We start from the raw sequence: 14,027 nt of genomic DNA, 5'->3' as shown, positions 1-14,027 counted from the left end.
ACGCTGTGATCCTCACAAGCGGTCGGCGACTCGGCGCAACCACGGCTCCCACTCAGTGAGCGCGCGGGCCTGAGCCGCTGCCGGTCGGTCATCCCCGTGGGCGGACAGTGCGTGGAAGCAGATGGTGTTGAGAAACCCACCGAGGATGCCGACGTCGCGGACAGTTCGCCAGCTCGAATCATCGAGTCGTTCACTCAGCCGCCGGCGAAGCAGTGCGTCGTAACGCCCAACCGCCTCATCGACCGGGTACGGGCGCTCGAGCGCGGTCCAGCCGAGGAGGTACCCGAGATCAATCGATGCCGCGGTCGCCAGCGGGCGACCCCAGTCAATGAACGACACCCTTGGAACTCCGCCGCGGCCGCCGATCGCGACATTCGCCGGCCGGATGTCGCTGTGAACGAGGGTCGAGGGGCCGGCTTGCAGGGCGGAGGTGATCGGAGCGGGGTCATCGTTGAGTGCACGCAGATCGCGCGCCAGCGCAGGATCCATGATCGCGGGTAGGCGTTCCCAGCCCTCCTCGATGAGATCGAAGACCCAGCTGTTCAACCGATGTCTGTGCTCGGCAGCCCTCGCGGGCGATGTGTGGGACAGGAATGCCTCCGCCGAACACAGCCCCAACGCTTCGGAGGGGAGCGTGGGATCCCCCAGAATGTCGCGTGCATGGCGGCCATCGCGTCGAGCAGAGCGTCGAAGTCGCGCACAGTCAGCGGCTTGCCTGGCGCGAGGAGTTCCGAATGCAGGTTCGGCATCAGCACCGCGTAGCCGTCGCCCCAGTCCGCACAGGCGATCACCGCAGCATCGACCTCCGGAGGCATCCGATCGATCACACCCTCGGACCACACCGTCACGGCACGGTGCCGATCGTCCGCAGTGATCATCGCGAGCCAGTCACGGTCCGAGTCAACGATCTTTAGGAACAGGCTGGGCGTCGGCTCGTCGTCGATCGCGACGCTGACGAATCGCGCGTCCGTCGAAGTGTCTGCACCCTCAACCGCAACGGTCGCAACCGACCTGACCGTCCGGCGAAGCAACGAGCTCAGCACCGACGGATCGATCAGCGCGTCGAAGCTGGGAAACGGGACGTGCTGCGGCATGTCCGCCTCCCCGACATCGATCCGGCGCTCGCACCAATCGTATGCATGCTGGTCCATCCGCATCAGAACCGTCTTGCCAGGGTCAGTGCTGCCGCTCGCTGACGGGGATGCGCGATCGCCGCCGCGTGACGGCGGAGGCGAGGCGGTCGAGGGCGACGACGGCGAGGGCGAGGCGGTCGAGGGCGACGACGGCGAGGGCGATCAGGGCGAGGATGAGGATGACGCGTCCGAGCGCGGCTATCATTCCGTCGAAGCCGGCCACGGTGGGGTCGAGGAAGGGATACGGGAAGCGGTCGTTCACCGCCGGGAGCAGCATCCCGCGCGTGATCATGATGATCGCGTAGGCGGTCGGGTACAGCAGCCACAACAGGGTGTCGCTCCAGCGGACGAGGCCGTGCGGGCCGAAGAGGAGCCAGTCCAGCAGCACGAGGATCGGCGACACGTAGTGCAGGAGGAAGAGCCAGATGTTGTCGATGGCGACGACGGGGTCGGATCGAAGAGGCCGGGGATCGGGTTCACGCCGTGGTCGTTCAGGAAGTGGGAGATGGGTGCCGTCGTCATCAGCCAGAACGTCACTGTGGCTCGGAGGGTCGGATAGGCATCAGCTCCCGCCGCACTACAGCTGCGCTCCACCGCCCCAGTACGGCACCGGCGACGGTGTCCGAGATGTGGTGCTGGCCGCGGTAGACCCGCGAGAACGCGATCGTTCCGGGAACCCCGTACCTCAGGAGCGGCCCGAGGAGCCGCGCTCCGCGGGCATCGTGGCGATCGAGCAGGTCGGCGAGGGTGCCGTGGAGCGCGAAGGCAGCCGCCGTGTGCCCCGAGGGGAACGACGACGTCGCGTGCGGATGCTCCGGGCGCCAGACCCTCTGCGGTCGAGGTCGTCCGACGAGCGCCGCGGATGCGACGAAGCACGCGGTCTCGAGTAGGAGCACCGCTGCCGGGGCAAGGGCTGAGCGCCGGTCGCGCGTCGCCAGCCAGGTGGCGCCGCAGCAGATCAGCCCGGTCGCGATGGTCTGGGGCACGCCGGAGTACCACGAGAGAGGTGCGGTGACCCGGTCGATCGGCTCACGCGGCCCGGCCAGCTCGTCGTGCCGGTGGCCGTACGCGCTCTGGAGCGCACGCACGGCCTGGTCTTCCGTCGGGTCGTCGCCGCCGAAGAACCGCATCGCCCGCCCGGCCGCAGCGAGCACGCCGATCGTGCCGAGCACCGGCAGTACGACGGTTCGGAGCAGCGGCATGACCGGAGCCTAGCGGCGCTGCGCGGAGGCTCGTCGCGGTGCGCGGCGGGCGCCCCACCCGAACGCGGCACCCTCGCATCTCGCGAGGACCCCCTGTTCAGGGGTCGCACGATGGAGTACGTTCAAGCCCAAGTGCAACATCCGAACCGTAGGGTCCGTAGCCGCAATGGAGCGGCGTAGGAGGGGAAGCACCAATGAACACTCGTTCGCGGGTGAAGGTTCTTGCAGTCGCAGCAGTCGCAGCACTCGGCCTGGCGGTGATCCCGACCAGCGCCTTCGCGGATCCGCCAGAGTCATCGCCGCCGAGCACTCGCAGTCGGGCGGGCGCCTGGACCTCTACGAGTTCGATGCACCGGCAGAGGTGGTCGCGGCGCTGATCGCGGACGGATACGACATCGTCTCGACGGAGCCGAACGGCGACGGCAGCGTGCATGTCGAGGCGGTCATGTCGCGGTCGGAGGCCAACAAGGCGCACAAGGCGTACGACCTCGACATCGACCTGACGCGCAACAAGGACGGCGTGCCCACGGTCGACGCGGCCTTCGAGGAGGGCGACGACGGGTTCGAGGTCTTCCGCAAGTGGTCCAGCCCGGGTGGGCACAAGGCCGAGATGGAATACCTCGCCGAACAGTACGACGACCTGACCGAACTCATCACCATCGGTCAGTCGGTGGAGGGCCAGGACATCTACGCCATGCGCGTGACCGAGAAGGCCGACACCAAGAAGGCGGGCTCGCGCCCGGCGGTGCTGTACATCTCCACCCAACACGCGCGGGAGTGGATCGCGCCCGAGGTGAACAGCCGCCTGCTGAACCACGTCCTGTCCAACTACGGGAGCGACCCGCAGGTCACCGACATCGTCGACTCGACCGAGCTGTGGTTCGTGATCGTGGCGAACCCCGACGGATACGACTGGACGTTCGAGGACGGCCAGCGCCTGTGGCGCAAGAACCTCGCCGACAACAACAACGACGGCCAGATCACGACGATCGACGGCGTCGACCTCAACCGCAACTTCGCCACGAACTGGGGCTACGACAACGAGGGGTCGAGCGACAACCCGAGCGGCCAGACGTACCGCGGCACGTCGCCGCAGTCCGAGCCTGAGACGCAGGCGATGGACGACCTGATGGGGTCGATCGACTTCGCGTTCATGGTCAACTACCACTCGGCCGCCGAACTGATCCTCTACGGCACGGGCTGGCAGGTCGACACCCCGACTCCGGACGACATCGTGAACATCGCCCTCTCGGGCGACGACGCGAACCCGGCGATCGACGGCTACGACCCGGACCTCTCGGCCGAGCTGTACATCACGAACGGCGACACGACCGATCACGCCGGCTCCGCGCACGGGATCATGGCCTACACGCCCGAGCTGGCGACATGCCAGACGGCGCTGGGCTACGAGGAGAGCACGCTCCCGGACGACTACTGCGACGGTCGCTCGCAGTTCGAGTTCCCCGACGACGAGACCCTCGTGCAGGTCGAGTTCGAGCACAACCTCGACTACGCGCTCTCGCTCGCCGAGTCGGCGGCCGACCCGGCGAATCCGGTGTCGTCGCTCGGCCTCGAGGCGGCCGACTTCGAGGTGCAGGAGTTCGCGGAGAGCTGGGGCAGCTCGCAGGAGGTCGCCGTGTGGGCGAAGCGCGAGCTGAAGCAGTTGCGCATGCACAGCTCCGTCAACGGTGGGCCGACGAGCACCACGGCCATCAGCGAATGGGCCGGCGGCGAGGTCTACGGCGACGACGGCAACATCTGGTACGGCGAGTATCGAGGAACCGTCTCGGGGCTCGCACCGGGTGACTCGGTGGAGGTGTGGTTCAGCGGGGTCGACACGCCATCCGGCGGCGGCGGCGCGATGGCGACCAAGGTCGAGAGCGATCACTTCAGCTTCGACGTCTCGGCAGAGGCGACCGGCGGGGACGTGCTGATCGTCGCGGACAACAGCCCGGGCACGCCGATCGGTGGGTCCGCCCCGCTCGAGTACCTCGACTACTACACCGACGCGCTCGACGCCAACGGCGTGAGCTACGACGTGTACGACGTCGGTGTCACCGGCCCGGCGCCGAACGCCACCGGGGTGCTCGGTCACTACGACGCCGTGATCTGGTACGAGGGCGACAAGCTCGTCACCGACTACCAGGGCGCCACTGCCACCACGCTCCTCGCGCACGAGATGAACATGGTCATGCGCGACTACCTCAACGAGGGCGGCAAGGTGCTCGCCACGGGCAAGAACCATGGGTTCGAGGAGTTCTTCCCGCTCACGTACGGCACCAACGGCGCACCCGACGAGGTGTGCCTCAGCGGCGACTGCCTCGTGCTGACCGACGACGTCTACCAGTACTGGTTCGGCGCGAACAGCCGGGCACGACGAGGCGGTCTCGCGGCCGACAACTCGGCACTCGACGTCAGCGGCAACGGCGGGGTCTTCGACGGCTACACGTTCGGCCTCGACGGGGGCGACAGCGCGGACAACCAGGGCGCGCCGGGCGCAGTCTCCACCGGTACCGCGTCGTTCATCGTGACGTCGAGCGTGCTCCCCGAGAGCGAGTTCCCGCAGTTCGCCTCCGAGCGGTTCGCCAGCTGGGACGTCGGGGGCCTCACCCCGTACGAACCGGTCTCCGGCGACTGGCAGATGGCGACAGATCATGCGGATGCCGCGTACAAGCGACTCGCGCGCACGATCGATCTCACGGGAGCGTCCGCCGCGACCCTCGAGTTCTCGACGTCGTACGGCATCGAGGCGAACTGGGACTACATGTTCGTCGAGGTCCACACCGTGGGACAGGACGACTGGACCACGCTGCCCGACTCGAACGGCCACACCGGCACCGGCACCGGCGACTCATGCGCGTCGGGTTGGGCCACCGAGTTGCATCCGTTCCTGTTCCACTACCAGGACGTCGCCTGCAACCCGGTCGGCACGACCGGCGAGTGGAACGCGGCGACCGGCGCATCGGACGGAGTCGAGGACTGGTCGATCGACCTGTCGGCCTACGCGGGCAGTGAGATCGAGGTGTCGATCAGCTACGCCACCGACTGGGCGACGGGCGACCTCGGCGTCTTCCTCGACGACGTCGTCGTCGACATCGACGGCAGCACGACGACGGAGAGCTTCGAGAGCGACCTGGGTGCATGGTCGGTTCCCGGAGCGCCCGACGGCAGCGCCGGCAACGCGAACGACTGGGAGCGCGTGGGCGTGCTCTTCGAGGTCGCCGCGATCGTCGCCACGGAGGACACGCTGCTGTTCGGCTTCGGCTTCGAGGGCATCTCGACCGAGGCGGAGCGCAACGAGGTGATGGCCCGGTCGCTCGAGCACCTGCTCGGCTGACGACTGACACCGCCCGATCGGGGGCGGACCCACTCGTACGATCGAGCGGGTCCGCCCCTGATCTGGCTTCACCCTCCCGCGTCTGACCGGGCGAGATCGAGGCTGGCCAGGCGGTCCGGTCACGCGTGCGGGGTGCGAGCCCACTTCCACGCAGAGCGCAGGATGTACGCAAGGAGAAGCAGCTCGACTCCGATCGAGAGGCCGTAGAACGAGGCCCACTCCCAGGTCTCCCCGACGGCGTTGAACACGGTGACCGGAACGTAGAGCGTCGCCACGACGAGGTTCGCGGCGCGGTTCGCGCGGGCGGGCATGGACGCGGAGAGCACCACCATCAGCGCCGGGATCGCCGTCAGCGCGAGGAACACCGTCACCAGCATCGGGCTGATGTCGAACTCGAAGACGACGCCGCTCCTGAGGTCATCGACGACGCCGGGCTTGTACAGGTGGTAGTAGTCCACGTAGATGTACAGGAACATGAAGCTCGTCCATGCTGCCGCGAGCTTGCCCTGTACCGGGATCTGCGTATCGCTTCTGGTAGCGGTGAGGTGTTGCTGGGTGGTCATCGGTACTCCTGTGTCGTGGTGGATCGATGGGCCCTGGGCCGATTGCGCGCCCAGGCCGATCGCAATCCTTACAGGTGTAAGGATCTGCGGGAAGGATGCTATCCTTACACCCGTAAGGAGTCAACATCCCCATGAATGCTCGGAAGTCACTGAGCCGCGAGCGGATCATCACCGCGGCGGTGTCCGTCGCGGATCGCGGCGGCATCGAGGCGGTCAGCATGCGTTCGGTCGCGGCTGAGCTGGGCGTCGAGGCGATGTCGCTCTATCACCACGTCGCGAACAAGGACGCCGTGTTGGACTCGCTCGCGGACTGGGCGTTCCGACAGATCTCCGCGCCCGACGTCGACGAACCCTGGCGGCCGGCCATGGGCGACCGGGCACGATCAGCACGCTCGGTCCTCGTGGAGCATCCGTGGGCGATCGGCATGATCGAGGGGCGTCCTCGACCCGGCACGCCACTGCTGCGGAACTTCGATCGCGTGCTCGGATGCCTCCTGAGTTCCGGTTTCTCAGCGGCGCTCGCAACGCACCTGTTCTCGACGATCGATGCGTACGTGTACGGGTTCGCCCTCACAGAGTCGACACTCCCCTTCACCCCCGGCGACGGTGCGGAGATGTCGTTCGCCGAGGGCGTCGCGCCGGTTGCGGAGGAGTACCCGCACCTCGTGCGCACGCTGAGCGAGCTCGGGAACGGTGGGGGTACTCGTTCGCGGACGAGTTCGATGTCGGGCTCGAGCTCATCCTCGATGGGTTCGAGCAACGTCTCGCGTCGACGCGATGAGGTCGCTCCCATCCCAGCCCCTTCCATTCGAGTGAGCGGGCGATCAGACTGGAGTGACCATCATCGAGTGACGAGGGGGTCACGATGAGCGTGTATCGAGTGATCGACGTGGTCGGCACGAGTGCGACGTCATGGGAGGAAGCGGCCCGGGAGGCCATCACCACCGCCGGGGGGTCGCTGCACGATCTCCGCGTCGCGGAGGTGTCGAAGCAGGATGTCGTGATCAACGAGGACGGAACGCTGCTGTTCCGCTCGCGGATCCAGCTCTCCTTCAAGTACAAGCCGGAGTAGGCAGCCCCGGGATCGCCGGACGGGGGTTGGGTGACGGCGCTCAGTCGTAGGCTGAGCGCATGATGGCGCGCGCCGACCCGCGACTGTGCCCGACGTGCGGGGACCCGCTCCGGTTCGAGATCCTGGACGACGAGCGATTCCTCGTCGCCTGGTCGTGCGTGCACTGCGGGCTGATCCGCACGACCGAGCCTGCGTAGCGAGAGCCGGTAGCCTGCAGCGGTGGATGCTCCGATCGAACGCCTCGTGGTACGGATCGGCGGACTGTCGCGTGAGCGGCTCCGGGCAGACCTGCACGCGCACGGCGTTCGCCTCAACGAGCATGCCGACACGCTCCTGGCCGGCTCCGCATTCGATGGGCGGGCCGCCCGATCGATCACGGTGAGCGAGTGCGCGGTGGCCGATCTCGGGTTGCCCGACGGCGCTCCCCTGTCGCGCATCTTCGAGGCGGCCCGGCTCCAAGTGTTCTCGCTCTGCCCGGCCGACACCGCGCCGTACCTTCGACTGGCGGTCCGCGAGCGGGTGGGCTCGACCGGGTCGCTCAGGTCGACCGGCCGGGCGCCGGACGGCGCGCTGACCGTGGCATCCGATCTCATCAGCGACAACGACGCCTACCCGAAGGGCTTCTATCTCCGCTCGGTCGGCGACGAGCCCTGGCTGCGTGGGTATCGCTGCGACGAGGAGCACATCTGGTCGCCCGAGGACCGCTTCGTGTTCCGGGTGGTCGACTAGCCGACGTCGGTCACGGTGACGAGCGTGCGCTGCCAGCCTGTCGAGCCGTCGGGCGCGATTGGTGCGGGCTCCTCGATCTGCAGCCGGCCGGCGCGATCGGTGGCGCGCACGGTGAGGTAGTGCGTGCCGGGCTCGGCGTCCCACTCGAGCACCCACTGCACCCAGGTGTCGGCGTTGATCGCCTCGGCGAGCCTGGCCTCCTGCCACTCGCCGTCGTCGATGCGCACCTCGACGCGTTCGATGCCGACGGTCTGCGCCCAGGCGACGCCGGCGATCGGCACGCGGCCGGCGGGCACGCTGGTGCCGAGCTTCGGGGTGTCGACCCGCGAGGAGAACTTGATCGGTGCGCGGGCGCTGTAGCCGCGCGGGGTCCAGTACGCCTCGTCGTCGGCGAACGTGGTGACGCGCAGTTCGGTCAGCCACTTCGTCGCGGAGACGTAGCCGTAGAGGCCGGGCACGACCATGCGCACGGGGAAGCCGTGCTCGAGCGGCAGCGGCTCGCCGTTCATGCCGACGGCGAGGATCGCGTCGAGCCCATCGTCGGTCAGCGACGAAAGCGGGGTGCTCGCCGTGAACCCGTCGACGCTGCGGGAGAGGACCATGTCGGCACCCGCGCGCGGGCGCGCGAGACGGAGCACGTCCCGCACCGGCACGCCGAGCCAGACGGCGTTGCCGACGAGCTCGCCGCCGACCTCGTTCGAGACGCAGGTGAGCGTGATCGCGTACTCGTCGAGCCCCATCGCCACGAGGTCGTCGAAGCCGAGCTCCACCCGCTGTTCGACGAGGCCGTCGATCGACAGGCGCCAGGTCGACGGGTCCACCGTCGGCACCGAGAGCGCGGTGTCGACGCGGTAGAAGTCGGCGTTGGGCGTGATGAGCGGGCCGAGGCCCGGGATGTCGAGCTCGGCCGCCGCCGGAACGGCGACCCGAGACCGCGGCGCCGGAAGCCGCAGCGCCTCGCGGACCGCGCCGATCGTGCTCGTCCCGGCACGGAGCACCGCGGCTCCGGCGCCGGCGAGCACCGCCCCGACCGAAGCGATCGCGGCCACCCGGAAGAAGGAGCGACGCGCCATCGCCTGCGGTGCATCCGCTGGGACAGACGGGCGGGCGGATGCCTCGGCCGGCGCCGCATCCGTCGCGGCCCCCGCCGCTCGGGCTGCGCCCATCCACGGAGCCGACTCGTGAGCAGCACGAGCACCCCTGCTCCCGCGACACCGCCCACGACCGGCGGAATCCACGCGAGGGCACCGGTGCCGGATCGGGTGAGCACCGCCGCCGTCGCGACCACGGTGGCAGCGGCGAACACGAGGACCCCGAGGCCGCGTCGTCGGAACTCGAGGACGCCCGCCAGCGCCGCCACCACCAGCGCGGCGACCGCGAGCCCGCCGAGCAGTACCGGCTTGTCGGCCTCGCCGAACGCGGAGATCGCGAACTCCTTGATCGGCCGAGGCACGACGTCGACGACGAACGAGCCGACCGCGAGGAGCGGCGTCGAGGCCCGCGCGAACAGCACGGCGAGCAGCTCGCTCACTGCGAGGAACGCGGCGGCGGCGACCACGCCGGCGGCCGCGGGCCAGATGATGCGCCCGCTCGGGGCATCCGTGCTCATGTCTGTCTCCTCGGGGTTCTCGACGGGCGACCGCCGTGCCGTGTCGGCGCGACGGTCGCCCGGGTGTGCGTTCGGCGTGACTCAGGAGGTCGGCAGCAGCACCGAGTCGATGAGGTAGACCGTCGCGTTCGCGGTCTGGACGCCGCCGCAGATGACCGCCGCGTCGTTCACCATGAGGTCGTCGCCGCCGCCGGTGACCTCGACGTCGGAGCCCTGGACCGTCGTCTGCGTGCCGACGATCTCGTCGGGAGTGATCTGCCCGGCGACGACGTGGTACGTCAGGATCGACGTCAGCAGGTCGGCATCCGTCTGCAGGGTCGCGATCGTGTCGGCGTCGATCATCGCGAACGCGTCGTCGACCGGCGCGAACACGGTGAACTCGTCGCCGTTGAGCGTGTCGACGAGGTTGACGTCGGGGTTCAGCTCACCGCTGACCGCCGCGACGAGCGTCGTGAGCAGCGGGTTGTTGGATGCGGCCGTCGCGACCGGGTCCTGCGCCATGCCGGCGACCGAGCCGTCGCCGTCGGGCACGGCCTCCGCGTAGGCGGCGCAACCCGGGCCGACGAGGTTCGCCGCCGGGTCCATCTCCTCCATGGTGGGCTCGCTCGACTCCATCGTGTCGTCGGTGCCCTCCTCCATGGAGTCGGAGCCCGAGTCCATGGAACAGCCGGTGAGGGCGAGCAGCGAGATCGTGAGGGCGGCGAGGCCGCCGGTGATGGTGCGCGTGGTGCTGGGCATGATGTCCTCCGAGGTCTCGAGCGCGAAGCTCTGCCGTGTCCGCCACCGGTTCGGGGCGGTTGCGCTCTGTGCGCTGGAGGGGGTTCGGCGCGGGTCCTGATCGGGATTGGATCGTGTCGTGTTCCGCCGAGCAGGCTGGGCGGTCGGATGCTCCGGGGTCGACGACGCCCGTGGGTCAGATGTGATCCGTGCCCGACCAGATCGGCGAGAGCCAGGCGATGAGTGCCGCCGCCGCGAACACGAGAATCACGGCCATGAGCACCGGCCACTCGCCGACGAAGCCGGCGCCAACGCCCGCGAGCACGGCGCCGATCGCGGCTGCGGTGCGATTGACCGAGCGGCGGGTCGCGTTGGTGCGGCCGAGGAGCTCGTCGGGGGTGAGGCCCTGCCAGATGCCCATCTCGTTGGCGTTCTCGACGCCCGCGGCGAGCCCGAGCAGGGCGAGGGCGACGAAGACCACGGCGTCGCCGAAGGCCGGAGCGGTGAGCACGATCAGCCAAGCGCCCGGGTACGCGGCCCGGGCGAGCACGACCGTGCGACCCGAGCCGATGCGCTCGCCCACCCGCGGGGCCGCGGTCGCGCCGACGAGGCTGGCCACGCCGAAGACCGCGAGCAGCACGCCGAACCAGAACGCCGTGAACCCGAGCGAGCGTAGGGCGATGAGCGAGAGCAGCGTCATGGCGGCCCCGTTGGCGAGGAACCAGACGTGGGTCGACCACGCCAGAGGCCCGAGGGTCGGATGCCGGTAGGTCCAGCGCAGCCCGTCGCGGATCTCCGTCCGGAGTCGGCCTGCACGACGCTCCGGCCTCGGTTCCTGAACCGGAACGCTCGCCGACAGCGCGGCCTCGACCAGGTAGCTCACCGCGTCGACCGCGATCGCCACGGGCGCGCCGAGGAGGCCGACCAGGCCACCGCCGACCGCGGGGCCGAGCGTCTGGGCAGCGGCATCCGTCTGGTCGAGTCTCGCGTTGGCGTGCACGAGGCGGGTGCGCGGCACGAGGCGTGGCAGCAGCGACTGCGTCGCGGCGAAGCCGAACACCGCGAACGTGCCGAAGGCGAGGAGCGCGACGACGAGCATCCAGATCTCGAGTGCGCCGAGCAGCCAGAGCACGACGATCGCGGCCAGCGAGAGCGCCCGCCCGACGCTCGCCCAGACGAGCAGCGGGCGGCGTCGCCAGCGGTCGGCGTAGACGCCGGCGATCAACCCGACGATCGCGTACGGCAGGAACTGGGCGGCGTTCACGAGGCCGACCTCGAAGGGCGTCGCGCCGAGCACCTGCACGACGAGCACCGGCATCGCGACCGCGGTGACAGCCGTGCCGAACGAGCTGATCGCGGCCGCGCCCCAGAACCGGGCGAACGCCGCGCGACCGGGCGGGGTCGGGCCGTCCGTCATCCGCCCTCCTCGGGTCGTCGCACCTCGACAGTAGCGGCGACGCTCCCCATCGAACGATGGCCCTCTATCGTCGAGTGGTGAGTACGTCGTACCCCGGCACCATCGCGGCCGCCGTGGAGCGCGAACTGGTCGTGCGGAAGTCGCGCTTCATCGCGTGGGTCGAGCCCGTGGCATCCGTCGCCGAAGCCGACGCCGTCATCGCGGCCGTGCGCAAGCGGTACTGGGACGCGGGCCACAACTGCACCGCGATGGTCACCGGGCCGCGCGCGGACCAGGCCCGCTCGTCGGACGACGGCGAACCGTCGGGCACGGCCGGCGTTCCGATGCTCGAGGTGCTGCGTCGACGCGAGCTCACCGACCTCGTCGCCGTGGTGACCCGCTACTTCGGCGGCGTGAAGCTCGGCGCGGGCGGGCTGGTGCGGGCGTACTCGACGGCGGTGTCCGACGCGCTCGACGAGGCGCGGCTGGTGCGGCGCCTGGCGTTGACGCAGGTGCGCGTCGAGGTGCCGCACGCCGACGCCGGCCGCTTCGACCACCTGCTGCGCGACCTGGCGCAGCGCACAGGCGCGATGCTCGGCGAGACCGACTATGCCGCGCAGGCCGTGTTCGAAGTCTGGGTGCCCGCCGATGCCGTGGCGCGCGTGGGCGACGAGGTCGCCTCCGCATCGGGCGGCACGATCGAGGCGGTCATCGGCCGGGAGCGCGTCGTCGACGTGTCCGACTGAGCGCGCACGCGCGACGATGGTGTCGGGGCACTCGCCCGTCGAAACGAAGGAGCTCCCACGTGTCGAAGCTTCGCGAGGTCGCGCCGGGCGTGCTGGTCGCCACGAGCCGCAAGATGGCGACCAGCTCCACGGTACTCGCCAGTGGAGGCGAGTCGCTGCTCATCGACCCCGCCTGGCTGCCCGACGAGCTCGATGCGCTGGCCGCCGAGCTCCGGCAGCGGGACCTGCGCGTGATCGGCGGGTTCGCCACCCACGCCCACCACGACCACCTGCTCTGGCACCCGGGCTTCGGGGACGCCCCGCGCTGGGCCTCGCGCACGACCGCGGACTTCGCTGCTCGTGAGCGGAAGGTGCTCGTCGAGCACCTCGGTGCAGACTTCCCGGCGCCGCTCGTCGACCTGATGGGGCGGGTGCAGGGCGTCGCCGAGCAGGTTCCGGATGCCTCGGTGCCCGACGGCTTCGACCTCGAGCTGCTCGTGCACGACGGCCACGCTCCGGGGCACACGGCGGTCTGGCTTCCCCGGCAACGCGTGCTCGTGGCCGGAGACATGCTGAGCGACGCCGAGCTGCCGCTGCCGTTCTTCCCGGACGACCTGCCGGCGTACCGCGAGGCACTCGATCGACTCGCCCCGCTCGCCGCCCGCGCCGAGATCGTCGTGCCCGGCCACGGAAGCGTCGGCGCGGACGCGCTCGCCCGCCTGGATGCGGACCGCCGCTACCTCGACGAGATGGTGCGCCACGGGGCATCCGATGACCCCCGCATCGGCAACCCGGGCATGCGCGAAGAGTACGAGCACCTGCTGCAGATGGTGCGCGGCTGACCCGCGCGGTGGGCGCACGCAGGTGCTCGCGCCGCTGGGTACAGCGGGGGTGTATTCTTGGTGTATGACACGCACAAACATCGACATCGATGACGAGCTCATCGCCGAGGCGATGAGTCGGTTCGATCTTTCGACGAAGCGAGAGGCCGTCGACTTCGCGCTGCGCCGATTGGTCGGGGTGCAGCTCACCACGGAGGCGCTGTTGGCGCTGCGCGGGAGCGGCTGGGGTGGGGACGTCGACGAGATCCGCGACGACAATGACCCTTGGCGCGACCAGTGATCCTCGTCGACACGTCGGCGTGGATCGAGTTCCTTCGCGATACCGACGACCCCGTCGTCGCGGAGCTCGCCGAAGCGATCGGGTCCGGTACCGAGGTGGCGATCACCGAGCCGATCGTCATGGAGTTGCTCGCCGGTGCGACCTCGGCGCAACTGGAGCGGAGCATCGGTGCGCTCGTGAACGGCCTGCCCGTCGTGCCGGTGGACGGTCCGCTCGACTACCGTGCGGCGGCCCAGCTCTCCGTCGCCTCGCGCCGGAACGGGCACCCGATTCGAAGCCTCGTCGACTGCCTCATCGCGGCGGTTGCGCTCCGTCGAGGGTTGACCGTGCTGCACCGGGACCGCGACTTCGAGTTCCTTGCCCAGGTCAGCCCACTGCGCACGCGAACTGCGTGAATTGCCATTCACTTATCAGCCATCCGG

17 protein-coding genes are annotated in these 14,027 nt (G+C 69.6%); 9 read left to right on the top strand and 8 right to left on the bottom strand.

The window, feature by feature from the left end; translation table 11 throughout:
- Positions 1-12 precede the first annotated feature (12 nt).
- From QUE38_RS07750 to QUE38_RS07735, 4 genes are all read right to left on the bottom strand, one after another.
- Positions 13-618: a phosphotransferase gene (locus QUE38_RS07750; RefSeq protein ID WP_350227604.1), complete on the bottom strand. Its 606-nt coding sequence runs from the start codon at positions 616-618 to the stop codon at positions 13-15.
- Positions 543-1,157: a hypothetical protein gene (locus QUE38_RS07745; RefSeq protein WP_286311330.1), complete on the bottom strand. Its 615-nt coding sequence runs from the start codon at positions 1,155-1,157 to the stop codon at positions 543-545. Before QUE38_RS07745 ends, QUE38_RS07750 begins: the two co-directional genes overlap by 76 nt.
- Positions 1,158-1,176: 19 nt before the next feature.
- Positions 1,177-1,536, bottom strand: a complete 360-nt coding sequence (locus QUE38_RS07740; RefSeq protein WP_286311329.1) for a Pr6Pr family membrane protein — start codon at positions 1,534-1,536, stop codon at positions 1,177-1,179.
- Between the two features lie 130 nt (positions 1,537-1,666).
- Positions 1,667-2,335 carry a phosphatase PAP2 family protein gene (locus QUE38_RS07735; RefSeq protein WP_286311327.1) on the bottom strand — a complete coding sequence of 223 codons (669 nt, stop codon included), beginning with the start codon at positions 2,333-2,335 and terminating at the stop codon, positions 1,667-1,669.
- 361 nt (positions 2,336-2,696) lie between these two features.
- On the opposite strand from QUE38_RS07735, the gene QUE38_RS07730 reads away from it, so the two are divergent.
- Positions 2,697-5,672: a M14 family metallopeptidase gene (locus QUE38_RS07730; protein ID WP_286311325.1), complete on the top strand. Its 2,976-nt coding sequence runs from the start codon at positions 2,697-2,699 to the stop codon at positions 5,670-5,672.
- A gap of 119 nt (positions 5,673-5,791) precedes the next feature.
- Here the strand turns inward: QUE38_RS07730 and QUE38_RS07725 are convergent, their stop codons facing one another.
- The gene (locus tag QUE38_RS07725) at positions 5,792-6,235 is read right to left on the bottom strand and encodes a DUF6326 family protein (protein WP_286311322.1); all 444 of its coding nucleotides are present in this window, start codon (positions 6,233-6,235) and stop codon (positions 5,792-5,794) included.
- A gap of 131 nt (positions 6,236-6,366) precedes the next feature.
- Between QUE38_RS07725 and QUE38_RS17510 the strand changes: the two genes are divergently transcribed.
- The 4 genes from QUE38_RS17510 to QUE38_RS07705 are packed head-to-tail and all read left to right on the top strand — an operon-like array spanning position 6,367 to position 8,036.
- Positions 6,367-7,104: a TetR/AcrR family transcriptional regulator gene (locus QUE38_RS17510; RefSeq protein ID WP_350227602.1), complete on the top strand. Its 738-nt coding sequence runs from the start codon at positions 6,367-6,369 to the stop codon at positions 7,102-7,104.
- Positions 7,105-7,115: 11 nt separating this feature from the next.
- On the top strand, positions 7,116-7,307 hold the full coding sequence (locus tag QUE38_RS07715; protein WP_286311319.1) for a dodecin family protein: 192 nt from the start codon (positions 7,116-7,118) through the stop codon (positions 7,305-7,307).
- A 59-nt stretch (positions 7,308-7,366) separates the two neighbouring features.
- Positions 7,367-7,504: a hypothetical protein gene (locus tag QUE38_RS07710; protein ID WP_286311317.1), complete on the top strand. Its 138-nt coding sequence runs from the start codon at positions 7,367-7,369 to the stop codon at positions 7,502-7,504.
- A 22-nt stretch (positions 7,505-7,526) separates the two neighbouring features.
- Positions 7,527-8,036: a hypothetical protein gene (locus tag QUE38_RS07705; RefSeq protein WP_286311316.1), complete on the top strand. Its 510-nt coding sequence runs from the start codon at positions 7,527-7,529 to the stop codon at positions 8,034-8,036.
- Here the strand turns inward: QUE38_RS07705 and QUE38_RS07700 are convergent.
- The 3 genes from QUE38_RS07700 to QUE38_RS07690 all read right to left on the bottom strand — a co-directional run bounded on the left by QUE38_RS07700 (position 8,033) and on the right by QUE38_RS07690 (position 11,779).
- On the bottom strand, positions 8,033-9,202 hold the full coding sequence (locus QUE38_RS07700) for a molybdopterin-dependent oxidoreductase (RefSeq protein ID WP_433996959.1): 1,170 nt from the start codon (positions 9,200-9,202) through the stop codon (positions 8,033-8,035). The genes QUE38_RS07705 and QUE38_RS07700 overlap by 4 nt on opposite strands.
- A 524-nt stretch (positions 9,203-9,726) precedes the next feature.
- Complete coding sequence (locus QUE38_RS07695; protein WP_286311315.1) at positions 9,727-10,383, bottom strand: fasciclin domain-containing protein; 657 nt, start codon at positions 10,381-10,383, stop codon at positions 9,727-9,729.
- 175 nt (positions 10,384-10,558) lie between these two features.
- A complete protein-coding gene (locus QUE38_RS07690) occupies positions 10,559-11,779 on the bottom strand; it encodes an MFS transporter (RefSeq protein ID WP_286311313.1) in 1,221 nt (406 codons plus the stop codon).
- Positions 11,780-11,856: 77 nt separating this feature from the next.
- Here QUE38_RS07690 and QUE38_RS07685 point away from each other — a divergent pair, with 77 nt between their 5' ends.
- The 4 genes from QUE38_RS07685 (at position 11,857) to vapC (ending at position 14,000) form a co-directional block, all read left to right on the top strand.
- The gene (locus tag QUE38_RS07685; RefSeq protein ID WP_286311311.1) at positions 11,857-12,504 is read left to right on the top strand and encodes an IMPACT family protein; all 648 of its coding nucleotides are present in this window, start codon (positions 11,857-11,859) and stop codon (positions 12,502-12,504) included.
- A gap of 59 nt (positions 12,505-12,563) precedes the next feature.
- A complete protein-coding gene (locus QUE38_RS07680) occupies positions 12,564-13,325 on the top strand; it encodes an MBL fold metallo-hydrolase (RefSeq protein ID WP_286311309.1) in 762 nt (253 codons plus the stop codon).
- Positions 13,326-13,389: 64 nt separating this feature from the next.
- On the top strand, positions 13,390-13,605 hold the full coding sequence (locus QUE38_RS07675; RefSeq protein WP_286311308.1) for a type II toxin-antitoxin system VapB family antitoxin: 216 nt from the start codon (positions 13,390-13,392) through the stop codon (positions 13,603-13,605).
- Positions 13,590-14,000 (top strand): type II toxin-antitoxin system VapC family toxin, encoded by a 411-nt coding sequence (gene vapC / locus QUE38_RS07670; protein ID WP_286311307.1) that lies wholly within the window; start codon positions 13,590-13,592, stop codon positions 13,998-14,000. The genes QUE38_RS07675 and vapC overlap by 16 nt, the downstream gene beginning before the upstream one ends.
- Positions 14,001-14,027: the final 27 nt, after the last annotated feature.

Source organism: Agromyces mangrovi (assembly GCF_030296695.1).
GTDB classification, from domain to species: domain Bacteria; phylum Actinomycetota; class Actinomycetes; order Actinomycetales; family Microbacteriaceae; genus Agromyces; species Agromyces mangrovi.
The sequence above is the reverse complement of the archived record's forward strand: the minus strand, read 5'-3'. Positions and strand labels throughout refer to the sequence as shown.

Coding starts and splice junctions, on each gene's coding strand:
- QUE38_RS07745 (WP_286311330.1), bottom strand. CDS start 1,157: ATGCGGATGGACCAGCATGCATACGATTGGTGCGAGCGCCGGATCGAT.
- QUE38_RS07735 (WP_286311327.1), bottom strand. CDS start 2,335: ATGCCGCTGCTCCGAACCGTCGTACTGCCGGTGCTCGGCACGATCGGC.
- QUE38_RS07725 (WP_286311322.1), bottom strand. CDS start 6,235: ATGACCACCCAGCAACACCTCACCGCTACCAGAAGCGATACGCAGATC.
- QUE38_RS17510 (WP_350227602.1), top strand. CDS start 6,367: ATGAATGCTCGGAAGTCACTGAGCCGCGAGCGGATCATCACCGCGGCG.
- QUE38_RS07710 (WP_286311317.1), top strand. CDS start 7,367: ATGATGGCGCGCGCCGACCCGCGACTGTGCCCGACGTGCGGGGACCCG.
- QUE38_RS07700 (WP_433996959.1), bottom strand. CDS start 9,202: ATGGGCGCAGCCCGAGCGGCGGGGGCCGCGACGGATGCGGCGCCGGCC.
- QUE38_RS07695 (WP_286311315.1), bottom strand. CDS start 10,383: ATGCCCAGCACCACGCGCACCATCACCGGCGGCCTCGCCGCCCTCACG.
- QUE38_RS07690 (WP_286311313.1), bottom strand. CDS start 11,779: ATGACGGACGGCCCGACCCCGCCCGGTCGCGCGGCGTTCGCCCGGTTC.
- QUE38_RS07675 (WP_286311308.1), top strand. CDS start 13,390: ATGACACGCACAAACATCGACATCGATGACGAGCTCATCGCCGAGGCG.